Annotated in this window: 21 protein-coding genes; 11 read left to right on the top strand and 10 right to left on the bottom strand. The window is 60.5% G+C overall.

Going from position 1 to position 21,611, the window contains the following annotated elements:
• Window positions 1-1,137, bottom strand: coding sequence for an acyl-CoA dehydrogenase family protein (locus tag ICI42_RS19080; RefSeq protein WP_188166204.1), 1,137 nt, complete (start codon window positions 1,135-1,137; stop codon window positions 1-3).
• A 188-nt stretch (window positions 1,138-1,325) separates the two neighbouring features.
• Here ICI42_RS19080 and ICI42_RS19075 point away from each other — a divergent pair, with 188 nt between their 5' ends.
• Genes ICI42_RS19075 through ICI42_RS19055 form a run of 5 tightly spaced genes read left to right on the top strand, consistent with a single transcriptional unit; the run spans window position 1,326 to window position 5,896 of the window.
• Entirely contained in the window at window positions 1,326-2,495 is a 1,170-nt protein-coding gene (locus ICI42_RS19075) for an ABC transporter substrate-binding protein (protein ID WP_188166203.1), read from the top strand.
• A gap of 60 nt (window positions 2,496-2,555) precedes the next feature.
• The gene (locus ICI42_RS19070) at window positions 2,556-3,428 is read left to right on the top strand and encodes a branched-chain amino acid ABC transporter permease (protein ID WP_188166202.1); all 873 of its coding nucleotides are present in this window, start codon (window positions 2,556-2,558) and stop codon (window positions 3,426-3,428) included.
• On the top strand, window positions 3,428-4,402 hold the full coding sequence (locus ICI42_RS19065; protein WP_188166201.1) for a branched-chain amino acid ABC transporter permease: 975 nt from the start codon (window positions 3,428-3,430) through the stop codon (window positions 4,400-4,402). The genes ICI42_RS19070 and ICI42_RS19065 overlap by 1 nt, the downstream gene beginning before the upstream one ends.
• On the top strand, window positions 4,399-5,187 hold the full coding sequence (locus ICI42_RS19060) for an ABC transporter ATP-binding protein (RefSeq protein WP_188166200.1): 789 nt from the start codon (window positions 4,399-4,401) through the stop codon (window positions 5,185-5,187). The genes ICI42_RS19065 and ICI42_RS19060 overlap by 4 nt, the downstream gene beginning before the upstream one ends.
• Complete coding sequence (locus ICI42_RS19055) at window positions 5,180-5,896, top strand: ABC transporter ATP-binding protein (protein ID WP_188166199.1); 717 nt, start codon at window positions 5,180-5,182, stop codon at window positions 5,894-5,896. Before ICI42_RS19060 ends, ICI42_RS19055 begins: the two co-directional genes overlap by 8 nt.
• Before the next feature lie 22 nt (window positions 5,897-5,918).
• On the opposite strand, the gene ICI42_RS19050 is transcribed toward ICI42_RS19055, so the two are convergent.
• Window positions 5,919-6,599 carry a GntR family transcriptional regulator gene (locus ICI42_RS19050; RefSeq protein WP_188166198.1) on the bottom strand — a complete coding sequence of 227 codons (681 nt, stop codon included), beginning with the start codon at window positions 6,597-6,599 and terminating at the stop codon, window positions 5,919-5,921.
• A gap of 179 nt (window positions 6,600-6,778) precedes the next feature.
• Between ICI42_RS19050 and ICI42_RS19045 the strand changes: the two genes are divergently transcribed.
• The gene (locus tag ICI42_RS19045) at window positions 6,779-7,189 is read left to right on the top strand and encodes an FAS1-like dehydratase domain-containing protein (protein ID WP_188166197.1); all 411 of its coding nucleotides are present in this window, start codon (window positions 6,779-6,781) and stop codon (window positions 7,187-7,189) included.
• Between the two features lie 37 nt (window positions 7,190-7,226).
• Here the strand turns inward: ICI42_RS19045 and ICI42_RS19040 are convergent, their stop codons facing one another.
• From ICI42_RS19040 to ICI42_RS19015, 6 genes are all read right to left on the bottom strand, one after another.
• A complete protein-coding gene (locus ICI42_RS19040; RefSeq protein WP_188166196.1) occupies window positions 7,227-8,024 on the bottom strand; it encodes an enoyl-CoA hydratase/isomerase family protein in 798 nt (265 codons plus the stop codon).
• A gap of 1 nt (window position 8,025) precedes the next feature.
• Window positions 8,026-8,808, bottom strand: a complete 783-nt coding sequence (locus ICI42_RS19035) for an enoyl-CoA hydratase-related protein (protein ID WP_188166195.1) — start codon at window positions 8,806-8,808, stop codon at window positions 8,026-8,028.
• Complete coding sequence (locus ICI42_RS19030) at window positions 8,805-9,674, bottom strand: DMT family transporter (protein WP_188166194.1); 870 nt, start codon at window positions 9,672-9,674, stop codon at window positions 8,805-8,807. Before ICI42_RS19030 ends, ICI42_RS19035 begins: the two co-directional genes overlap by 4 nt.
• Before the next feature lie 88 nt (window positions 9,675-9,762).
• On the bottom strand, window positions 9,763-10,560 hold the full coding sequence (locus ICI42_RS19025; RefSeq protein ID WP_188166193.1) for a crotonase/enoyl-CoA hydratase family protein: 798 nt from the start codon (window positions 10,558-10,560) through the stop codon (window positions 9,763-9,765).
• Window positions 10,557-11,549, bottom strand: a complete 993-nt coding sequence (locus ICI42_RS19020) for an NADPH:quinone oxidoreductase family protein (RefSeq protein WP_188166192.1) — start codon at window positions 11,547-11,549, stop codon at window positions 10,557-10,559. The genes ICI42_RS19025 and ICI42_RS19020 overlap by 4 nt, the downstream gene beginning before the upstream one ends.
• Before the next feature lie 29 nt (window positions 11,550-11,578).
• Window positions 11,579-12,394, bottom strand: coding sequence for an enoyl-CoA hydratase (locus ICI42_RS19015; RefSeq protein WP_188166191.1), 816 nt, complete (start codon window positions 12,392-12,394; stop codon window positions 11,579-11,581).
• Between the two features lie 118 nt (window positions 12,395-12,512).
• On the opposite strand from ICI42_RS19015, the gene ICI42_RS19010 reads away from it, so the two are divergent.
• Window positions 12,513-13,535: an NAD(P)H-dependent flavin oxidoreductase gene (locus ICI42_RS19010; protein WP_330999199.1), complete on the top strand. Its 1,023-nt coding sequence runs from the start codon at window positions 12,513-12,515 to the stop codon at window positions 13,533-13,535.
• Here the strand turns inward: ICI42_RS19010 and ICI42_RS19005 are convergent.
• A complete protein-coding gene (locus ICI42_RS19005) occupies window positions 13,532-15,070 on the bottom strand; it encodes a class I adenylate-forming enzyme family protein (RefSeq protein WP_188166190.1) in 1,539 nt (512 codons plus the stop codon). The two genes, ICI42_RS19010 and ICI42_RS19005, sit on opposite strands and share 4 nt — an antisense overlap.
• Before the next feature lie 172 nt (window positions 15,071-15,242).
• Here ICI42_RS19005 and ICI42_RS19000 point away from each other — a divergent pair, with 172 nt between their 5' ends.
• From ICI42_RS19000 to ICI42_RS18985, 4 genes are all read left to right on the top strand, one after another.
• On the top strand, window positions 15,243-16,262 hold the full coding sequence (locus tag ICI42_RS19000) for an NAD(P)H-dependent flavin oxidoreductase (RefSeq protein WP_188166189.1): 1,020 nt from the start codon (window positions 15,243-15,245) through the stop codon (window positions 16,260-16,262).
• Window positions 16,259-17,443, top strand: coding sequence for an epoxide hydrolase family protein (locus ICI42_RS18995; RefSeq protein WP_188166188.1), 1,185 nt, complete (start codon window positions 16,259-16,261; stop codon window positions 17,441-17,443). Before ICI42_RS19000 ends, ICI42_RS18995 begins: the two co-directional genes overlap by 4 nt.
• Before the next feature lie 99 nt (window positions 17,444-17,542).
• On the top strand, window positions 17,543-18,511 hold the full coding sequence (locus tag ICI42_RS18990) for a Bug family tripartite tricarboxylate transporter substrate binding protein (RefSeq protein ID WP_188166187.1): 969 nt from the start codon (window positions 17,543-17,545) through the stop codon (window positions 18,509-18,511).
• Between the two features lie 45 nt (window positions 18,512-18,556).
• Window positions 18,557-20,098, top strand: a complete 1,542-nt coding sequence (locus ICI42_RS18985; RefSeq protein WP_188166186.1) for a class I adenylate-forming enzyme family protein — start codon at window positions 18,557-18,559, stop codon at window positions 20,096-20,098.
• Between the two features lie 67 nt (window positions 20,099-20,165).
• Here the strand turns inward: ICI42_RS18985 and ICI42_RS18980 are convergent, their stop codons facing one another.
• Window positions 20,166-21,584 (bottom strand): aldehyde dehydrogenase family protein, encoded by a 1,419-nt coding sequence (locus ICI42_RS18980; protein ID WP_188166185.1) that lies wholly within the window; start codon window positions 21,582-21,584, stop codon window positions 20,166-20,168.
• Window positions 21,585-21,611 lie beyond the last annotated feature (27 nt).

The raw sequence follows: 21,611 nt of genomic DNA, 5'->3' as shown, positions 1-21,611 counted from the left end.
TCAGTCCCTCCCGAAAATCTCGCGTGCTATGATCAGTTTCTGAATTTCGGACGTCCCGTCCCAAACCTCGGTGATGCGGGCGTCGCGATAAGCGCGTTCAGCCGCGTTGCCTTTCTTGAGGCCCCAGGCGCCGTGGACCTGCACCGAAGCATGGGCTATCCGGGTGGCGATCTCACTAGAATGAAGTTTCGCCATCGCCGCCTTGGCCCCGATCGACTTGCCTGCGTCGAGATCCGCAGCAGCATCAAGCATGATCAGACGTGACGCATGCAATTGGGTGGCGCAATCGGCTATCAGAAAGCTGATCGCCTGGTTCTTGTGGAGACGGCTGCCAAATACTTCGCGGGTCTTGGCGTAGCCTACGGCAGCTTCGTAGGCAGAGCGGGCGATACCGAGCGCGTGGGCTGCCGTCATAAGGCGGATGTAGTCCAGCGACTGCAGCATCTGCGCTAGCCCGCGCCCCTCTTGGCCGAGAAGCTGGGCCCGGGGGACCCTCACAGCGCGCAGCACCAGGTCACCATGCTTGGTGCCCCTTGCTCCCATCTTCGAATAGATTTCCTCTACCGCTAAACCGGCAGTGCCATTTTCAACGAGGAAGCTGCTTACACCCTTAGCCCGAGCTGTCGGATCGGTTTTCGCGGCGACGAGTGTCAGGTCGGCATTGATGGCATTGCCTATCCAGGCCTTCTTGCCATCCAGGACGTAGTGGTCGCCATCGAGGACGGCCGTCGTCGTAATGGCACCGGCATCCGAACCGCAGTGTTCCTCCGTCAAGGCGAAACTCAGCTTGCAGCGACCTGCGGCGATCTCTGGCAGATATTTCGATTTCTGCTCGCTGGTTCCGAAATCAACCAAGCCGGTGATCGGGCCGGCCCATGTCAGCAGAATGGCGCCCGTCGATGCGCAGGCCGCCGCGACCTCTTCAACAACCAGCGATGCGGTGCGCGAATTCGCGCCGAGCCCGCCATACTCTTTCGGAACGGCGAGGCCGAGCAGACCCTCTTCGCTCAGGGCCGCCAGTGCTTCCTCCGGAAAGCGCTCCTCAATGTCCACTTCCGTCGCATAACGCGCGGCTACGGCGGCCGCCCTGCGCGCAGCATCTGCAATATTTGGATCCACATCTTGTTTGATCGACATAGATCGTTCTCCCCTATGCGCCGATGAACCGCCTCTTGACGTCGACGACGTAATGCGCGGCATTCATTTGATCGAAACCGCTTGTCAAAGCGGCAAATACCCTGTTACACAATCGATTGTCTAAAGCAACACAATCGATTGTGTAATCAACTTGGTGTGTTAATTGCTTTGGTTCAGGGAGGATTCGAATGCACATTTTTAGAGACGTCCGGCGTGGCGGCTGGCGTACGATGATCTATGCGCTGACCGTAGCCGCAGCGGCGGGCTTGACGCTGCCCGCCTTCGCTCAGGAGAAGGAAACCGTCAAAATAGGCAGCGTCGCCCTGATGAGCAGCGCTTACACCCAACAAGGCGTTCGCGGCATGGATCTCGCGGTGAAGGAGATTAACGGCGCAGGTGGCGTTTGGAGCGGCCACCCCATCGAACTCATCAAGTATGACGACCAGAACAAGCCGGAGGAAGCTGCGGCTGCGGCCGAGCGGCTGATTTCGCGCGACAAGGCCAAGGTGATCCTCGGCTCCCTGACCACTACCGCGACTGCGGCGCTGTCGTCGGTAGCCAAGCGTCGCAACGCAGTTCTCGTCGGCTGGTCGGCTAAATCCGAGGTTTTGCGCGAGGGCGGCACGCCGCTCCAGTTCTTCCTCAATAGCACTGTCGGCCAAGATACGGCGCAGTACAGCGACTTCATCGTCAACAATCTGAAACTGAAACGCGTTGCGATCATCGCCGAACAATCTGATTACGGCCAGTCGGCGATCAATTCCATCACATCGCTCTGGAAGGACGATCCAAATGCGCCCGAAATCGTCGCCATCGAGCGCTTCGATCCACGTGATACTGATTTTTCGCCGATCCTCACCTCAATAAAAGGGGCTATGCCCGACGCGCTCTATGTCGCCCCAGGCGGTGCAGTCGAGACCTTTGCCAATATCCTGAAGCAGCGCAATCAGCTTGCCGTGCCTGGCATTGTCCTGCCTGCGCCGGGCGCCATGACGGGATCGCTTATCGGGCTTGCTGGCGAAGCTACGGAGGGGCTTATCTTCGGAGATTTCTATTCGAACGGCAGCGAACTGCCAGAGAGTACGGACTTCGTTCAGCGGTTCCAAAAAGAATACGGCTATCCCCCGGAAAAGATGGAGTTGCTCGGTTACGAGGCGGTGACCGTGGCGGCCAAGGGTTTGGAAAATGCTGGCCCCGATGGCGGTCCTCGCGAGATCGGCGAGGCGATCTCCCAGCTGGAGATGGATACAGCTCGCGGCAGATGGCGTTTCGACAAGCTCGGTCAATCCTATCAGGCGCCGGCAGGCTTCGCGCTGCTGACCGTCAAGGATGGCAAGATCATCAACTATAAGCCGTGACGGCGCGACCGTCCGGGTAGCTCGCGCCGCCCGGACGGACCTTCCAGCGGAGGCATGATCTTGGCGTTCAACATTCTTCTACAGCAGCTTCTGAATGGTTTGACCATCGGAGTGGGCTATGCGCTGGTAGCCGGAGGACTGGCTGCCATCTTTGGCATCATGCGCATCGTGAACTTCGCCCATGGTGAGTTCTTCATGATCGCGGGCTATGTCCTTTACTACGGCATGTCGGTTCTCGGGCTGCCATACTTCGCCGCCGCTGCTCTGGCGATCGTGGCGGTCGTCGCATTCGGCTATCTCATCCAGCGGCTGACCATCGAGCCGCTGATGGAAACCGACCCGCTGAATACCCTTCTCGCGACTTTTGCACTCAGCCTCTTCATGTTTCATTCCGTCGTGGTCATCTCCGGTTCGGGAGGGCGCACCATCGATACACCCTTCGATGGCGTGATCACGCTTGGCAACGTGATCCTGACCGAACAGAAGCTCCTAGTGATGGTGGCAGGCGTCATTTTCCTTGGGCTTCTGGCCGTCTTTCTTTCCCATACGCCTGTCGGCAAGCAGATGCGCGCAACGGCGGAAAACCGATACGCGGCCACTGTGCTTGGCATAGACGTGAAAAGGATCGACCGATTCACGTTCGGGCTTGGCATAGCGCTGGCAGCGGTCGCCGGTGTCCTGATCGCGCCTCTGACGCCGCTCGTCCCGAGCGTCGGCACCGCGTACACGCTCAAGGCTTTCGCCGTTATCGTGCTGGGCGGCATGGGCAGCATCCCAGGCGCCATCATCGCCGGCGTCGGTCTCGGCATGGTCGAGGCCCTCACCGCCGGCTATCTCTCGAGCGCATGGAAAGACGGCGTGGCGTTCCTCGTGCTCATCACGGTGCTGCTGACGAGGCCGAATGGGCTTTTCGGCCAAGGAGTTGCTCACTGATGATCCGCATCTTTCTCACTGCCGTGGCCGTCGTGGTGGCGATCGGTGCCCCCTTCGTCGTCACTGACCTCTATTTTCAGCAGGTCATGGTGATCTTCGGCATCTACGCGATTTTCGCGGTGGCGCTGGATATCCTGTTTGGCTTTCTTGGCGTCCACTCATTCGGCCATGCCGCCTTCTTCGGCGGTGGCGCCTACGTCTGCGGAATCCTGATGGAGACCTATGGCGTATCCTTCGGCCTGTCGCTGGTCGCAGCAACGGTTTTATCGGCATTGCTCGGCCTTTTGGTCGCGATCCCGGCACTTCGCATGCGCGGCATCTATTTTGCGATCACAACGCTATTTTGTGCCGAGGTCGTTCGCCTCATCGTTACCAACGTGCCGAGCGTTACGCGAGGAACGATGGGCCTGACAACTCCCTTGCCAAGCTTCCCAGGCGTACCCTATGGCTACGAGAATCTCGGCTTCTATTATCTAACTTTCGCAGTGCTGGCGCTCTCCTGTTTCCTCCTCGAGCGCTTCCGGCGATCGCCCCTTGGCCGAAGCTTCATCGCAATCCGGGAGAACGAGCAACTCGCAGCATCCGTCGGCGTGCCGGTGTTTCGCATCAAGTTCTACGCGTTCGGCGTCTCCGGCGGACTGGCGGGGCTCGCAGGTGCGATCTATGCACCCTTCATCGGCATCATATCGCCCGATCTTCTGTCCCCGACATATTCGGCGATGGGAATGCTTATGGTCGTCGTTGGCGGCTTTGGCACAATCTACGGTGCGATATTCGGCGCGTTCATGTTCTCCGTCGTCACCGAAATCTTCCGCGCCGCCGCAGAGCTTCGGATGATTATCTTTTCTGCGCTGCTGATCGCCGCGATCATCTTTATGCCTCGCGGCGTCCTTACCCCGCTGATCGATTACCTGCGCCGGCCTTCGCGCCGCGAGCCTGCGGTGCTCGATGTGAACAGAAAGGACGAGGCATGACCCACCTTTTCCAGGCGTTCGACATTACCAAGAAGTTCGCCGGGCTTGTGGCGCTTGACCAGGTCAGCTTCCATCTCGACGAAGGCGAAATCCTCGGCTTGATCGGGCCCAACGGCGCCGGCAAAAGCACCTGCTTCAACGTGATCACCGGCACTCTAAAGCCCACCAGCGGGCGGATCGAGTTGCGCGAACAAGACATTACCGGCATGCCGCCTTACCTAACGGCACACATGGGGCTTGCGCGCACGTTCCAGCATACCACCGTCTTCCAGCACTTGACGGTGCGCGAAAACATCGAAGCGGCTTGTTGGCTTCGGTCGAAGGTTGGGCTTGGCTGCACGCTCCTTCGCACCTCCAGCTACCGTTCGAGCGAAATTTCGCTGAAGACTTCGGTCGACGACATCCTGTCGATGATCGACTTGCGGCATGTTCAGGACAGCCGCGCCAAGGGCCTGCCCTACGGCTATCTGCGACGGCTTGGCATCGGCATTGCGCTAGGGACCAACCCTGCCCTGCTGCTTATGGACGAACCGGCAGCGGGGCTCAATCCAACGGAATCGGCAGAATTCTCGAAGCTTGCGCGGCGGTTGCGCGATTTCGGCATCACGATCGTCATCGTCGAACATGACATGAAGGTGATCATGGGGCTGTGCGATCGGATCGTCGTGCTGAACTATGGCAAGAAGATCGCCGAGGGCAGCCCAGGGGTAATCCGACGGGATCCTCAGGTGATCGAAAGCTATCTGGGCAAGAGCCACGACGAGGCGGAGACGGCACGTGCTTAGCATCGACAATCTCATCGTGAACTATGCACAGGTCGAAGCTGTTCGCGGCGTGTCGATCTTTGTCGGAACTGGTGAAATGGTTGCGCTGATCGGCGCGAACGGCGCCGGCAAGACGACGGTCCTGCACAGCGTCATGGGGCTGCTTAAGCCGAAGGCCGGCACTATCACCCTGAAGGGCGAAAACCTTGTTGGCCGGCCCTCAAATCGTATTCTCGATCTCGGCGTTGCGCTCGTTCCGGAAGGCCGGCAATTGTTCAGCCACCTGACAGTCCAGGAAAACCTGGAGGTCGGCTACGGTCGGAAGTTCCGGATGCGTTTTGACCGCAAGGGATTCCAAAGCCGGCTCGAAAAGATTGACGGCTATTTTCCACGCATCGGCGAGCGCCTGAACCAGATCGCCGGGACGCTTTCTGGCGGAGAGCAGCAAATGGTGGCTATCGCGCGCGCTTTGATGAGCGATCCCGATCTATTGCTGCTCGACGAGCCATCACTCGGCCTCTCCCCACTAATGATGGACACGGTGATCGCGCTTCTGACCCGCCTCCACGGCGAAGGAATGGCCATCCTGCTGATCGAGCAGAACGCTCGAGCGGCGCTTCGCATATCTCAGCGGGCCTACGTGTTGGATTCCGGGCGCACGACGCTTGATGGCGAAGCGAGGCCGCTCCTCAATGACCCTCGGATACAGCAGGCCTATCTCGGACTGTGAAGAGACCGGGGCCGAAAGCAAGCTAGGGCGCCCGTATATGATCAAGCGATGTCTGATAGAATGCCCATACGTTCCGCACGTGGCGACGTGCTGCTGCTTCGGCAGCGTCTTCGTCGCCTCTCTCCACCGCCGAGGCGATCAGCCGGTGATCGCGGATGACACCGTCGCTCATCGCACGCGGAGCGGAAGAAAGCTTCCGCATCAATACCATGATCTGCCGCTCGATCTGCGTGATAGATTGAGACAGATAAAGGTTGCGTGAGCCTTCTCGCAGCGCGGCGTGGAAGGCTATGTCTTGGGCGATGTGGCCGTCGATGTCCTGCCTAGCGACCGCTTCCTCGTGATACACTATGATGCTTTCCAGGCTACCACGTTCGGCGGAGGTCATTGAACGCGCAGCCAGCCGTGCCGTCAGCCCGTCTAGGGCCTCGCGGAGTTCGAACAGTTGCTGAAGGTTCTGCTCGTTGCCGCTAAGGACGACAACGCCGAGGCGCGGTCGCGACTCTACCAGCCCGTCGCGCTCAAGAATGAGCAGCGCCTCGCGGGCCGGTGTGCGGCTGACACCAAGCCGTCTTGCTAGATCGGGAACGCTCAGTCGTTCTCCCGGAGCGATCTCTCCGCTCATGATCGCCCCCCGGATTGCTTCTGCAACCCGGTTCACCAGCGATATGGATTCCGTAAGCGTCGAAAGGGATGTAGTCATGGCCTGTCCTCGGCAGTGGCGTACCCAAAATCCTCGGGCGAGGCAACGGCTTCAAAACTCTCAAAAAGCACATTCGTGAAGACTGCCGCTGCCAAAGGCAGCTGTGCCTGGAGGGCTTGCTTGACCTCACATGTTCAGTCAGTGCTATTGGAGAAGACAGTACGCCGGGAGGTAAATCCATGGATTCCGTTGCAGAGCGCTATGCCGAAGAGCAGAGGTCACGCTATCGTGGAGCGGTCACCGAGCGCGTGGAGGCCGGTCGTGTCCGCGATTATCTTCTCGCGCTGGAGAGCGACCTGACGGATCCTTCCGAGCCGGTTCCTCCCCTTTTTCTGTTGTCGCTCGGCCGCAACCGAAGGCCTCATCTGAACCGACTACCGGGTGGAACGGTCAACGCCAGTGACGAATTCGAGTTTTTCGGCGACGTTTTCATAGGCGAGGACATCACCGTCAAGACCGAATTGCGCTCAGTCGAGAAGAAGGCTGGAAGCAGTCGCGACCTTTACCTGATTACCGCGGAGAAACTGTATCACAATGCGGCGGGCGAGCTTGTGGCCCGGCGTATCAACAGCATCTTGCGCTGGGACTAGAGGCGGAGGCGCCCTGAGGCGCCTCCGCCGTCATCGATTACTTGCCGGTAAAGTTGGGCTTGCGCTTTTCCAGAAACGCGTGCGCCGCTTCGGCGTGATCCGCCGTAAAATGCGACATCAGCTCAAGTCCGTTATGGGCCTCGATCACCGCCTCGAACTGGCGGCGCAGAACCATGTTAATCGCCTGCTTCGTCGAGTTGATCGCGAAGCTTGCCCCGGAGGCCAGACGGTCTGCGATGCCGTAGACAGTCTCGTCTAACTTGTCGGCTTTAACAGCACGCGTAATAAGCCCGATCTCGGCGGCTTCCCTGGCAATGATCGGATCGCCGGTCAGTAGATATTCCCGGGCGCGCTGGTAGCCGATCAGCTGAGGCCAGATCAGCGCACCGCCATCGCCGGCCGTGTAGCCGACGGCCACATGCGGGTCGCCGATCTTGGCGGTCTCGACGGCATAGGTGAGGTCGCAAAAAAGCGCGAGTGTCGCGCCGAGCCCGATCGCGTGACCGTTGATGCGCGCGATTATCGGTTTTTCCAATCGCAGCAGGCCGTAGAGCATATCCCCCGCCTCGCGCATCGAATGGGCGGCGACCATAGGCTCCGACAGCAGCTTGACCATGTCGTTGACATCGCCTCCAGCGGAGAAGGCGCGTTCCCCGGCGCCTGTGATCACGACCACCTTGGTATCGCTATCCTGGTTGATCGTAGTGAAAAGGGTTTTGAAATCCTCGTGCATGCCGGCTGTCACGGCGTTGGTCGATCCACTTTCCAATGTGATGGTCAACACACCGCTGCGCGATGAGAATTTGAGATGTTTGTATCTGTCGTAGGCGCTCATGTTACTTTCCGGTGAAAACCGGCCTCCTCTTTTGAATAAAAGCGTTTGATGCTTCCTTGTGGTCGCTGGTGCGCATCAGCAGGCGGCTGCCCTCCCGCTCGATGTTGAGTGCGGACGACAGCGGCGCGTCGGCGCCATGCGTCACGACGTCTTTGATCTGGCGGACTGCGAGCGGCGGCAGTTCTGCGATACGCTGCGCGAGCGCCAGCGCCGAGGCGAAGGCGCTCCCCGCCTCGACGACCTCGCTAACGAGACCCATCTCGGCCGCGGAACCTGCCGAAATGCGATCTCCTGTCAGCAGATAGCGCATCGCCTTGTACTTGCCGACGGCGCGGGGAAAACGCTGCGTGCCACCATTGCCGGGCAGGATACCTAAGCGCACCTCGGGAAAAGCAAATTCGGCCGTGTCCCCCGCGATGATAATGTCGCAAAGCATCGCGAACTCTGCCCCGCCTCCCAGGGCGATCCCTTCCACCGCGGCGATCAGCGGCACGCGGCAGGAGCCGAGCGGCGACCAGATGCGCTGCGAGACGAACATGCTGTCTTCCTGATTGGCCGCATCCGGAAATTCCTTGATGTCCCCGCCCGCCGAGAAACACGTGTCGCTGCCGGTGATGACGATCGCTCTGACCTGTGGGTCGCGGTCGCCGGTGACAATTGCAGACGAAATCGCATCGCGTAGCGCCACACTCAGCGCGTTACGCGCGCGGGGCCGGTTCATCCGCAGGATTCGGACATGTCCTTCCGTTGTAACGATCAGATCCTGGTTGCCTGTGCTTGTCATGGTTGTATCTCCGCTGCAAGGCGTTGGCGCCCTAGCCTGTGCTCCCGATGGGCGACGACAATGCCGGCCGCGATGATCAGTGCAGCGCCGCCGAGCGTTGAAAGCCCTGGACGCTCGTTGAAGAAAACGACGCCGATCAGCGTGGCCCATATCAGTGTGGAATATTCGAACGGCGCGATTAGCGAGACCGGCGCGTATTTGTAGCAGGTAGTCAGCAACAGTTGGCCAATGCCCCCCAACGCACCGATTCCAAAAAGGAGAAGCCATTCATGTCCGACCGGCGACACCCAGCCGAATGGCAAGGTGACCAGAGCGATGAGCGAGGAAAACAGTGAGAAATAGAAGACGATGGCTGTGGGCGATTCCGTTGTTGAAAGCTGACGGATCTGCACGACTGAAAAGGAGAAGCAAAGCGTATTGGCGAGGCAGAAGGCGACACCGATCAGCGCCGCGGCCTCGTAGTTCCCGCTAACCTTCGGGATCATAATGATGAGCACACCGACGATACCGACGACCACGGCCCCAGCTCGCCATAGACCGACGGACTCTCTCAGAAATACCACGGCCAGGACGACGTTCAGGATCGGTGACAGATAAAGCAGCGCCGTCACATCCGTTAGAGGCAGGTAGCCGAGCGCCATGAACCAGAAGCCGAGCGCTCCGCAACCAAGTACCGACCGGACCAGGTGCCCACCGGGTTTGCGCGTTCTCAGCAGACCAAGGTCACCCCTGACCGCGAGTGCCGCGACGATCACGGGCACGATGACAAACGAGCGGGCAAACAGCATCTGACCAAGGGGAAGCTCACCTGCAGCTTTTACCAAAGCTGCCATGGAGATGAAGCAGAATGCCGCTCCCATACGCATGGCAATGCCAAGATAGACGCGACCGATCGGTGCAGGCTCCGTGCTCACGATACCACGTTCACCTGCGGCGCCCTCCTGCTGTTCTGGCCTAGCGGCCCTTAAATCTTGGCGCCCGTTTCTCGCGGAAGCTGTCGACCCCTTCCTTCGCGTCCTCGCTCTGACGCAGACGAGACCGGATTTCGTCGAACCCCGCAACCGCTGCCGCAGCACCTTCTTCGAGCGCTGTTCGGGCGTTGGCGATCGTCGCCTCTACGGCAAGCGGCGCCACCGTCTCGGCGATCTTCAGTGCGATCTCACGAGCGCGCTCGAACTCCTGTCCTGCCGGCACCACCTCCTGAACGAAGTTGAAACGCAGAGCTGTCTCGGCGTTCCACTCGTCTCCAGTCAGGAGATAGCGCATGGCATTGCCCCAGCCTGCCCGCTCCACCATGCGGATCGTGGCACCTCCTGCCGCCATGATGCCACGCTTCACCTCCATCTGGGTAAAACGGCAATTGTCGGCGGCAACCACGATATCGGCAGAGAGCATCATCTCGACGCCGACGGTGTAGCAGATGCCCTTCACGGCCACGACCATGGGTTTGCGTCGGAAGGGCGGCCGCAGGTTCCAAACATCCAGCGCATCGGCGGGATAAATGGATTCGCCGCGCGCCCAGGCCTCGGAAATCTTGGGGAGGTCCAGCCCCGCCGTGAAATTCGCACCCCCCGCATAGATCAGCGCGCAACGCGCCTCCGGATCCCGATCGAAGTCAGTTATCGCATAGGCATATTCACTAAGCATCTTCGGCGTGAAGCCGTTCAGCTTGGCAGGGCGATCGATCTCGATCAGTCGCAGGGCGCCATCGCTGCTGACATTGATGCGACCGTCTGCATTGTCGTCCGTCATTGTCGTTCCCTTCCGAAGCCTTGAAAAACGATCTTGCCAACCGCGCGGCGCGACGCGATCCGCCCAGCGCCCTCGGAAAAACAAGTGAACGGGAGAATGCAGTCGATCTCAGCCGTCATCTTGCCCGCGGCAAGCGCCGCGAAAGCATCCCCGATGCCCTCAAGGAGGCCAGGGTCACGCAGCTTGAATAGGCGGTCGAGCGTTGATCCGAGCACGATCAGATCCTTGACCAAGACATAGTTGGCCGGGATTTGCGGTATCTGTCCGGACGCGAACCCAACAACGACGTACCGTCCACCCGGCACCAGACAGCGGATGGCACCCTCGAAGGCGTCGCCGCCGACGACGTCCACCACCGCGTCAACGCCCTTAAGCCCAGTTGCGGCCAGAGCTTCCTTCATCGCATTTCGCGATGCAGCGATCCTGTCCGAACGCAGCACGATCTCGGCACCCAAGCGGCGGGCGGCAGCTTCCTTTTCTCCGGAAGAGACCAGGGCAACAACTCGAGCACCAAGATGACGGGCATATTGGATGCCAGCCGAACCAACGCCGCCAGTCGCCCCCGTCATCAACACCCATTCCCCGGGCTGGAGTCGCGCCCGCAATCGCATGGCTCCGACCACGGTAGCGATTACCGTGCCGCTCGCTGCAGCTTCTGCAAAATCGATTTCTTCGGGAATTGCGATACAGGTCCAATCCGGCGCCACAACATATTCGGCGAATGCCCCGAACTGAGGTTGGGCTGCCACCCGATCGCCCGGCTTGAAATCAATGACGTCCGAACCGACTGATACGACCGTGCCGGCGACATCGCGGCCTGGCACAAACGGCAGCTCCGGCTTTACCTGATACTTGCCCTCGATCATCAGCAGATCGGGGAAATTCAGAGCGGCGGCTTCGGTACGGATCAGCACTTCATGCGCAGCCGGTGACGGGCGATCCGCCCACGATATCTGCGCTGCATTCCAGTCGCCATAGGCGGAAACCATCAAAGCGCGCATCTTTTCAGGAACCATGCTCAATCGTCCTCACCTGGAAAATTGGGCGTGCGTTTCTCTTTGAAGCTTGCCGTTCCCTCTTTGAAATCGGCGCAAAGGTTGCTGACGAGCATGTCTTGATTAGCCATACGGACGGCTTCGGCCAACGACTGGAACGGGACCTCGTAGACCTGTTCCTTCAAGGTGCGCATAGAGCGCGGCGAGCACCATACGGCCATCTCCTTGGCGTACGTGTATGTTTCTTCAACCAGTTTGTCAGCCGGGAAGACACGATTGACGAGGCCAAGTTTCTTGGCCTCCGGCGCATGGAACTTGCGGCCAGACAGCAGCAACTCTAGCGCGTTGGCATGGCCGACGACGAGCGGCAGCATCCACGCCATGCCGTACTCGGCGGAAAGGCCACGGCGTGCGAAGGCAGTGGTGAAGACGGTGTTTTCAGCGGCGAAGCGGATATCGCAGCAGAGCGCATAGACCATCCCGAGCCCGGCGGTGGCGCCGTTCAGCATGCCGATCACGGGCTTTCGCAGCCGCGGAAAATAGGTATGGCGGGTCTGATAGTCAGGCCGCTTGTTCATGTCGAACAGCCGAGGCAGCTTGGTGAGCAATTCCTTTGGTGTCTGCCCCCCGAAGCCGCTGATGTCTCCGCCCGCGCAGAACGCCCGACCGGCACCCGTGAGCACGATAACGCGCGTTTCGGGGTCCGCATCCGCCTGCCACATAGCCTCGTAGAGCTCGGCGACAATCTCGTCATTGAGACTGTTCATCTGCTCGGGACGGTTCAACGTGATCGTGGTGACACCATCGGCGGTATCGTAGAGGATTGTCTTGTAGCTCATGTCGCCTCGCTTCTCAGGTCATGTTATCGCCGCGCCGTTTTCAAAGCGCCACCACGCCAGGCGGCTCCGGGCGTTCAAATTACATATGTGGCGCTTCGGCTTGTGGGATTTTTTCGCAATGGCCACCGACGCACATTCGATCGACGAGCTTGAGGATCAGACGATGCTTTCCACGCCCATGACCTCCCTTTTCGGGATCGAACACCCAATCATGCAAAGCGGGTTCCGCTACATTTCGCGTGCACCGTTCGTGGCTGCCGTCTCCAATGCCGGGGCGCTTGGAACCCTGTCGGCCCATACTCAGCCGACTGGCAGCGACCTGGCCGAAGAAATACGCCAGACGCGTCGGCTGACCGCGAAGCCTTTCGCCGTGAACCTCACTCTGCTGCCCGAGAACATCGCCTCCCACCCATATGACGACTATATCGACGTCATCGTCGGTGAAGGCATCGCCGTCGTTGAAACATCGGGCGCAAAGCCGGCTGCCTTCATTCATAGGCTAAAGAAATCCGGCGTGAAGGTCATCCACAAATGCACATCTGTACGCCATGCGCTTTCGGCGCAAAAATACGGCGTCGATGCCGTCTGCGTCACCGGCTACGAATCCGCCGGGCACCCGGGGGAGGACGACGTGCCGAGCCTCGTGCTCGTACCGCGCGCGGTGGATGAACTGACGATTCCAGTGATTGCCTCCGGCGGTTTTGCCGACGGCCGCGGGCTCGCCGCCGCTCTCACGCTCGGCGCCGTCGGCGTCAACATGGGAACGCGGTTCCTCGTCACAGAGGAAAGCCCGATCCACGCCGACAGCAAAACCGGTCTTTCGCAAGCGAGCGAAAGGGACACGACGCTTGTCGCCCGGTCGCTGGGCGATTCCGTTCGCGTGCTGAAAACGCCGGTGACGGCGGAAGTGCTGGCGATGGAGCGAGCAGGTGCTAGCAAGGAGGCTCTGGCGCCGCTGATCTCTGCCGAGCTTTGGCACCGGGCGTTGATTTCGGGGCGGCTTGCTGAAGCGCCCATCCCGTCAGGCATCGCGCTCGGCCTGATCAATGACGTGCCGAGTTGTGCGGAACTCGTCCGCCGGCTCGTCGGAGAAGCCGAAGCGACGATTGCGCGGCTCGCCGGGTTGAGCACTCGGCCCTAAAGACATGCTCCGTAGAGCTGTCGAAGTATGACTTTGCTGACCTTGCCGCTGGGCAAACGTGGCAGGTCGTCGACGAAAATGACAGATTTCGGACATTTGTACCGCGCAATCAGGCTTCGGGCGTGCTCGATGAGGTCATCCTGCGTCGCATGCCGGCCGGGGGCTAGCACGGCAACGGCTTTCACCGTTTCACCCCATTTCGCATCCGGCACACCGATGACAGCGACATCAGACAGTGCTGGATGAGTGATCAGCGCCTCTTCGACTTCCCGGCAATAAACGTTCTCGCCGCCCGAAATGATCATGTCCTTCTTCCGGTCTACCAGGAAAAGGAATTTCTCGTCGTCCAGATAGCCGACATCGCCAGTGCGGAACCACCCGTCCCTAAGTGACTGTGCCGTTGCCTTGTCATTGTTCCAGTAGCGCATCAGGGCGGTGCCCGAACGCGCCACCACCTCCCCAGGCGTTCCCGCCGGGCACTCGTTGCCATGATCGTCGACAATGCGGATATCGGTATCTGTGGCGGGCTGGCCGACCGAGCCGAGCCGGCGAACTTCGTCCGGCGTGCCGTTCAGTTTATGCTGGTGCGGATAATGACATGTGCAGTTGACTTCGGTAGAGCCGTACCCGTTGGCGAAGACCGGACCGAAAACAGCCAGACCTCGCCTGAGTACTGGCACCGGCATGGGTGCCGCCGCGTACAGGATTGTTCGAACGCTGGACAGATCGTAATCGCCTATGTCCGGAACGTCGAGGATGCTCTGCACCATTGTGGGCGCCAGATGAAGATGGGTGATGCGATCGGCCTCGATCGTTTTCAGGATGAGTTGCGGATCAAAGACCCTGTGCATATGGACGGCGCCGCCTTTCCAGAAGCTGCCGATATATTGGCTGCGCGACCCGGCATGAAAGAACGGCATCATCAGGAGTTGCCTGCCATCGCTGGTCATAGCGAGTTGGCCTGCCATAACCTCGGCGAGCCGGGCCTCGCCATATTGCGAGCGCAGCACGCCTTTCGGCCGCCCCGTCGTGCCGCTTGTATACATGATAAGAACGCCGTCGTCCGGTTTTCCGCGGAAAGGCGGTCCTTCAGGCGAGCCGGCCGCCAGAACCTCCTCGTAGGAAAGCGCCCATGGCGGCGTCTGTCCGCCGAGACAGATATAGCTCTCGATCTCAAGCTCGCTGCGCAGGCTGTCCACCAATTCGGCGTATTGCGCCTCGAAGATCAGGGTATGCGGTGCGCTGTCCTTCAAGACAAAGGCGATCTCCGGCGCAGCCAGCCGGAAATTGACGGTACTGAAGATATAACCGCCGCGTTCGCAGGCACCGTACGCCTCAATATATTCGGGCGTGTTCATAGCCAGCATGGCAATCCGGTCCTGCCGGCGAGCGCCACCTCGGTGCAAGCCATCGGCCAGCTGATTGAGTCGCCTCCAATGGCTGCCGAAACTGATCACCTGCTGGCCGAAGACGATCGCAGGCGCATTTGGAAACAAGGATGCGTTGCGCTCGTGAACGTCGGAAAGAAGCTTCATGTGGGGCTCCGGCATGACTGCGCAGACTTCTAGCACCATGGCCCCTTGCCCGGTCCAATCCCAAGCTGGCCGGCGCGGTCAGACAACACGAATGTGCTCTGTTTTTGGACCTTGCTGGCGGGGGGCACCCAATGAGCTTCAATGTCGTTGCGAGTGAGATCGGGCGAACGACATGCGACCACAGGTTTTCGAAACCTCCATCACCACTTTGCTGGGAATACGCCATCCGCTGCTGTGCGGCGGACTTGGTCCCGGCGTATCGGACGGACGCTATGTCGCCGCGACGGTGAATGCCGGCGGAATGGGCTTCATCGTATCGACCGGTTACGACGACCCCGACCGTTTCGAGGAAGAGCTTAAGATTTGCCGTCAACTGACGGGCGGCAAGCAGTTCGGCGTCAACCTTTATATTTCCCGCTTCGCCGGTGGCGTCGAGCGTGTGCTGGATCTGTTGCATCTGCTCGATCAGTACGGCGTGGCGTGCGTCGAGACGGCAGGCGCCAGTCCTGAGCCAATCATTCCGGCACTCAAGGAGATGCGCATCAAGGTTCTGCACAAGGTCCCGGCCGTTCGCTACGTGCCAACGGCGGTGCGGATCGGCGCCGATGCGGTGATCGTAGTTGGTGCGGACTGCGGCGGACACCCGGGCGTCTATCAGATCAGTTCGATCGTTCAAGCGACGCGGGCCCCCGAAATCGCGAGCATACCAGTGGTGGCGGCCGGCGGATTTGGCACCGGCCGCCAGCTTGTAGCTGCCCTTTCCATGGGCTGCGGTGCTATGCTGATGGGCTCGCGCATGATGGTCGCTGAAGAGCTTTGGGTTCACGAAGACTACAAGCGAAGGGTTGTCGCCGGCGACGGCACCGAGAGCCAAGTCGTTAAGAAACTCCTGCGCGACCATCACCGGGTGCTCGACAACGATAGCGCAAAAGCCATCTTGGCTCTCGAGGACGACAAGGTCACTGACTTCGAGGCCTATCGCCCGCATATAAACGGCGCCGTAACACGCCACGCCTACCGCAGCGGCGATGTGTCTAAGGGCATGATCGACTATGGCCCCGCGGTCGTCTTCGCAGACAAGATCAAGCCGGTCGAGGCGATCTTTGACGAGATCGTCGACGATGCGGTTATGGCGATGGCGCGGCTTGCGTCGCTTCAGGTCCCGCAAGACGCTGTGGAGGCGAAGCAATGACGGCTCTCATTCAACCTTTCTGGAGCAGTGTTCCGCAAACGGATATCGACGACCTCCATCGCCGTCTCGCCGAGACCCGCTGGCCTCCCGCCGGGCCGCAAGATGGCTGGGCGGGAGGCGCCGATCAGGCTTACATACGCCGGATTGTGTGCCTCTGGGGCCAATTCGATTGGCCGGCTTTCGAGAAACGGCTGAACGCGCGGCCAAATTTCGTGACCGAGATCGACGGCCAGCAGATCCACTTCCTTTGGGTCCGCTCGCCACGTCCCAATGCAGTGCCATTGATTTTGACGCATGGGTGGCCGAGCAGCTTTCTGGAATATCTACCGATCGTCGATCGCCTCACCGACCCCGTCGGCAACGGCCCGGAAGACGGGCCTGCATTTGACGTCGTCGTCCCTTCGCTGCCGGGCTTCGGCTTCTCGGCGGCGCCGCAATGGCCAGGTATGTCTCCGCGCCGCATTGCCGGCCTCTGGGTCAAACTGATGCAAAGGCTCGGCTATGACCGCTTCGCGGCTTTCGGCTGCGATTGGGGCGCCTATGTCACGGCGCTGATGGGCCTCGACCATCCTGATCGAATAAGCGCGATCCAGATGGGCTACCTGAGCCTGATGTCTCCCGATGCCAGGCCGAATGCGTCCGATTTGGAGGAGAAGGCCTATGGCGAGCGGCGTCGGCGCTGGAACGATGAGGAGTTCGGCTATTTCTACCAGCAGGGCACGAAGCCTGCGACCGTCGGCATTCCGCTGAACGACTCTCCCGCAGGTCTCGCCGCCTGGATCATCGAAAAATGGAGGGCTTGGGCAGACTGTATCGATGACCCGGCAGAAATCATTGCAATGGACTCCATCCTCGCAACGCTCAGCCTTTACTGGTTTACGCAGACTGCTTCGAGTTCAGCGCGTATCTACTATGAAAGCCGGCGAGATCCCGTGCGCCTTGCACCAGGTCAACGAGTCGAGGTGCCGAGCGGCTTCTTTCTGGAAGCCCCGCGGAGCAGTTCACCAGGCAAGACGGAGCGCACGGGTCCGCCGCCGAGGCGGCTCGCGGAATTGGCCTTCAATGTGCAGGGCTGGTTCGTCGCACCGAAGGGCGGGCACTTCCCGGGCCTCGAAACCCCCGACCTTTTGACGAGGGAGATTCGAAGCTTCTTTGCCGCTCAACACCGTCCGCATGCCTGAAAACACATCCATGCTCCCAGGCTTGCGAACCCGTCATCGGACTTGCAAGCCCGTTCATGGACGGGAAACTGTGCAGCAGTCGGATTGGAGGAGAACAGCATGCGTTTCCTGACTACAGCTCTCATGACCAGCGTCCTAAGCGTGACGTGCGCCATCTCGGCGCAGGCCCAGGATTGGCCGGCCAAGCCGGTGACGATCATAGGCGGCGGCGCGCCGGGCGGACCGGTCGAAATGGTCGTCCGTGGCTTTTCCGAGCCACTCTCGAAGATGTTGAACCAGCAATTCGTGATTGAAAGCAAGCCTGGTGCAGGCGGCAACATCGCCAATGAATTTGTCTCGCGTTCAGCACCTGACGGTTACACGTTCGGCATGACGTCCGTCGCGCCGCACGGCATCGGCCCGACGCTGTACAAGAAGCTTAGCTACGACCCCGCCAACTTCACCTTCGTGGCGCGTATCGCCGGCTTTCCGAATGTGATCTATGTGCCGAAGGATTCTCCTTACAATTCGCTGGCTGATCTCGTGAAGGCCGCCAAGGAAAATCCAGGCGAGATTTCGCAGGGTTCGATCGGCGTCGGGAGTTCGACGCAAATGATCGGCGTCCTGCTGATGCAAAACAGCGGCACGCAGATTTCCCACATCCCCTTCAAGGGCAGCGCTCCGCTGATGAACGCCATCATGTCGGGAGAGCTCGACGTGGCGGTCGACAATCTCCCTGGTGCGCTCGGTCAGATCAAGGCCGGCGCGGTCAAGGCGCTGGCGGTGACGACGAAGACACGGTCTAGGCAGCTACCCGACGTCCCAACCGTTGCTGAATCCGGCTACCCGGACTTCGACGTCACAAGCTGGTACGCGCTGATTGGTCCGAAGGGCATTCCGGATGACATTCTCGCTAAAATCAGCAGTGAGATTAAAACCATCCTCGCAAGCAAGGAAGCCGAAGACTACTACGGCAAAATGGGTGCAGAGATCATCTACCAGCTGCCGGCGGACTTCCAAGCCTTCGTCCAGGCGGAAATGACCCGCTGGGCGCCGATCGTGAAGGCGTCGGGCGCGACCGTCGATTAAGCAACCGGCCGCTCTGCGCGGGCCTGCAAGGAGCATGTCGCCGCGATGACGACGATCCCATATCTCAATTTTGCTCCGGAGGCGCGAACCTCGGACGCCATTTATCGATGGGCCGGAGAAACCCCGACTGCGCTTGCCCTCATCCACGGCGCCCAGCGCCTCACCTACGCAACTCTCGTCGATGAGATAAGCCGGGCAGCGGATTTCTTGCGGCGACAAGGAGCGCAGCCCGGCGACAGGGTCTTCATCGTTGCCGACAACGATCTAGTGGCGCCGGTGCTGATGCTGGGCGCCCAGGCCATGGACGCTTGGCCATGCATCGTTAATGCTCGGGTCGCAGCCGCGGAAATGGAAGCCTTGCGCAATTTGGTCGAGCCGCGGGTCGTTGTGATAGCCTCCACCTCGTCCCGGGAGGCTATCGAGTTCGCAGGTCGCGTCGGTGCAACGACCGTCGATGCTGGAGTGCTCGGTCAACTTTCAGTCGCCACGATTGGAGGCTACACGCGGGAACTCGTCGAGAAAGACGCTGGGCGTCAGACGGCGCTGGTTCTCTTTACCTCTGGTACAACGGGACTTCCGAAGGCGGTAATGCTCAGCCATACCGCCCTTCTCAGGATTGGTGCGGCCCTTGCCGATGTCCGTAAGGTAAGGCCAGGCGGTAGCTACGATGGCGGTGCGCCGCTTTCCCACGTCATGGGCATCTGCACATTGATGTCAGTCCTGACAGGGGGAGCCAACCTTACTTTCACGGGACGCATCGACGTGCCGGATGTCGTGCGCCGCATCGCCAACGGGACGCTGACGCATCTTTCTTTCGTGCCGACCGTCTACACCCGCATGCTGGATCACATCCGCACCAACGGTATCGACATGTCTGGATCGCGTCTCGAGTATATTTCATCAGGCGGCGCACCGCTCGATCCGACGCTGAAAGCCGAAATCGAGAGGCTTTTCCGAGTTCGGCTCGTCAATGGCTATGGCATGACGGAATGCTGCCCCATTACGCGCACACGCCCTGACCGGGACTACGACCATGACAGCATAGGCTATGCCGAGCCAGGAGCGGAAATCCGCATCGTCCGCGAAGACGGGAAAGATGCGGTGCCGGGCGAAATCGGCGAGTTGTGGGCCCGCGCGTTGGGGATGATGCAGGGTTACTACCGCAATCCGGAGGCCACTGGCGAAGCGCTGCGCGACGGCGGATGGATGGCGACGGGCGACCTTGCGACCCGCGCCGAGGACGGCGAAATCCGCATTGTCGGCCGCAAAAAAGAGATGATCATCCGATCCGGCTTCAATGTCTATCCGGCCGAGGTGGAAGCTGCCTTGAACCGACACCCCGGGGTGCTGCAATCAGCCGTCTTGGGCGTCCGGCGTCCGGACGGCGACGAGGAGGTTGTTGCCTTCGTGCAGCCGCGCGACGAGGCGGCGATATCGGAAAGCGAGCTTAAAAGCCACATGCGCACCGAGGTCGCGCCCTATAAGGTTCCGTCGCGTCTCTTGATCCACAGTAACCTGCCGCTCGGCTCCACCGGCAAGATCCTGAAACGCCAGTTGCTCGACGAACTGCTCCGGTCGGGTAGCTGAGCTTTTTTTCCAGTGTAAAAAGCCTTGCCATTTGAGGCAAGGCCGTTTCCCGTTTGCTGGAACGCCCTCAGAACTGCAACGCCTTCGGCTCGACAAACTCTTCGATGCCGTAAACGCCGAGTTCGCGGCCGTAGCCGGACTGCTTGAAGCCGCCGAACGGCGCCAGCGCGTTGAAGCGGCCGCCGTTGATCTCGATCTGGCCGGTGCGAATGAGGCGGGCGGCGGCAGTGGCGCGTTCCGAGCTGCCGGCCCAGACGGAGCCGGAGAGCCCGTAGCGCGAGTTGTTGGCGATTGCTACCGCATCGTCATCGTCGCTAGCCGTCAGGATCGCCAGAACCGGCCCGAAGACCTCCTCCTGCGCCAACGTGGAATCCGGAATCACGTCGGCGAAGATCGTCGGCTTGACGAAGTAACCTTGATCTAGGCCGTCCGGCGCCTCTGCGCCACCGGTCACCAGTGTTCCGCCCTCGTCTGCCGCGGTTCGGATCAGGCGTCGGATGCCCTCGCGTTGTTTTTCCGAGATCACCGGTCCGAGCCGTGTCGCAGGGTCCATCGGATCGCCGAGCACGAAAGCGCGCGTCGCCTCGCGGGCGATCTCGACGGCTTCGTCTTTGCGCGATGCAGGCACGATCAGACGCGTCAGTGCCGAACAGGTCTGGCCGGAATTGAGGAAGCAGGCATTCACCGTAGCCTTGACCGCCTTCACGATGTCGGCGTCCTCCAACACCAAGGCGGCGGACTTCCCGCCCAATTCCAGGGAAACACGCTTTATCTGGGCGGACGCTTCGCGCGCAAGCGTGGCGCCGGTGCGGGTGGAGCCGGTGAACGAAATCATGTCGACATCCGGATGGGTAGCTAAATGCAGCCCGATCTTCGCGCCGGATCCGGTCACGACGTTGAAGATGCCGGCCGGCGCGCCGGCAGCCTCGAAGATATCCGCCAACAAAAGGGCATTCAGCGGCGCCAGGTCAGCGGGCTTCAGCACGACCGTGCACCCGGCGGCAAGCGCAGGCGCCACCTTCGCAGCGATCTGGTGCAGGGGATAATTCCACGGCGTTATTGCGGCAACGACGCCGACGGCCTCCTGCAGCACCATGGAATTGCCGACCTTCCGTTCGAACGGAAATGCGCTGGCGATGCGAGAGGTGTTCTGGAAGCTCTGCAGCGGCAGACCGACCTGAATCATCTTCGCCAGCTTCAGTGGCATGCCGACCTCGAAGGTAATGGCTCTGGCAAGGTCATCCTGCCGGGCCTCTATCAGCTCGGCGACGCGGGCGAGTAATGCGGCACGCTCGGCAACCGGCGTAGCCATCCAGGCAGGCCATGCGGTCTTCGCGGCGGCCACCGCGGAATCAACGTCGCGCGTGGACCCGGCGGAAATATGAGCGATGATGGAGTGGTCCGTCGGATTTTCGACCGGTGTCGCACCGTTCGCTCCGGTCCAGATACCGTTGATGAAGTGCCCCTTGTCCGACCAGATGCTCATAATGTCCCTTCTCCCGCTACCTCTATT

The sequence above is a fragment of the Oryzicola mucosus genome, from assembly GCF_014534685.1.
Lineage (GTDB): Bacteria > Pseudomonadota > Alphaproteobacteria > Rhizobiales > Rhizobiaceae > Oryzicola > Oryzicola mucosus.
This window is presented reverse-complemented; position numbering and strand designations above follow the sequence as displayed.

Excerpts from the sequence above, each read along its gene's own strand:
- ICI42_RS19030 (WP_188166194.1), bottom strand. The coding sequence starts at position 9,674 with ATGCGTATGGGAGCGGCATTCTGCTTCATCTCCATGGCAGCTTTGGTA.
- ICI42_RS19060 (WP_188166200.1), top strand. The coding sequence starts at position 4,399 with ATGACCCACCTTTTCCAGGCGTTCGACATTACCAAGAAGTTCGCCGGG.
- ICI42_RS18985 (WP_188166186.1), top strand. The coding sequence starts at position 18,557 with ATGACGACGATCCCATATCTCAATTTTGCTCCGGAGGCGCGAACCTCG.
- ICI42_RS19010 (WP_330999199.1), top strand. The coding sequence starts at position 12,513 with ATGGCCACCGACGCACATTCGATCGACGAGCTTGAGGATCAGACGATG.
- ICI42_RS19080 (WP_188166204.1), bottom strand. The coding sequence starts at position 1,137 with ATGTCGATCAAACAAGATGTGGATCCAAATATTGCAGATGCTGCGCGC.
- ICI42_RS18990 (WP_188166187.1), top strand. The coding sequence starts at position 17,543 with ATGCGTTTCCTGACTACAGCTCTCATGACCAGCGTCCTAAGCGTGACG.
- ICI42_RS19025 (WP_188166193.1), bottom strand. The coding sequence starts at position 10,560 with ATGACGGACGACAATGCAGACGGTCGCATCAATGTCAGCAGCGATGGC.
- ICI42_RS19005 (WP_188166190.1), bottom strand. The coding sequence starts at position 15,070 with ATGAAGCTTCTTTCCGACGTTCACGAGCGCAACGCATCCTTGTTTCCA.
- ICI42_RS19035 (WP_188166195.1), bottom strand. The coding sequence starts at position 8,808 with ATGACAAGCACAGGCAACCAGGATCTGATCGTTACAACGGAAGGACAT.
- ICI42_RS19020 (WP_188166192.1), bottom strand. The coding sequence starts at position 11,549 with ATGGTTTCCGCCTATGGCGACTGGAATGCAGCGCAGATATCGTGGGCG.
- ICI42_RS19040 (WP_188166196.1), bottom strand. The coding sequence starts at position 8,024 with ATGAGCGCCTACGACAGATACAAACATCTCAAATTCTCATCGCGCAGC.
- ICI42_RS18995 (WP_188166188.1), top strand. The coding sequence starts at position 16,259 with ATGACGGCTCTCATTCAACCTTTCTGGAGCAGTGTTCCGCAAACGGAT.
- ICI42_RS19075 (WP_188166203.1), top strand. The coding sequence starts at position 1,326 with ATGCACATTTTTAGAGACGTCCGGCGTGGCGGCTGGCGTACGATGATC.
- ICI42_RS19045 (WP_188166197.1), top strand. The coding sequence starts at position 6,779 with ATGGATTCCGTTGCAGAGCGCTATGCCGAAGAGCAGAGGTCACGCTAT.
- ICI42_RS19015 (WP_188166191.1), bottom strand. The coding sequence starts at position 12,394 with ATGAGCTACAAGACAATCCTCTACGATACCGCCGATGGTGTCACCACG.
- ICI42_RS19050 (WP_188166198.1), bottom strand. The coding sequence starts at position 6,599 with ATGACTACATCCCTTTCGACGCTTACGGAATCCATATCGCTGGTGAAC.
- ICI42_RS19000 (WP_188166189.1), top strand. The coding sequence starts at position 15,243 with ATGCGACCACAGGTTTTCGAAACCTCCATCACCACTTTGCTGGGAATA.
- ICI42_RS19065 (WP_188166201.1), top strand. The coding sequence starts at position 3,428 with ATGATCCGCATCTTTCTCACTGCCGTGGCCGTCGTGGTGGCGATCGGT.
- ICI42_RS18980 (WP_188166185.1), bottom strand. The coding sequence starts at position 21,584 with ATGAGCATCTGGTCGGACAAGGGGCACTTCATCAACGGTATCTGGACC.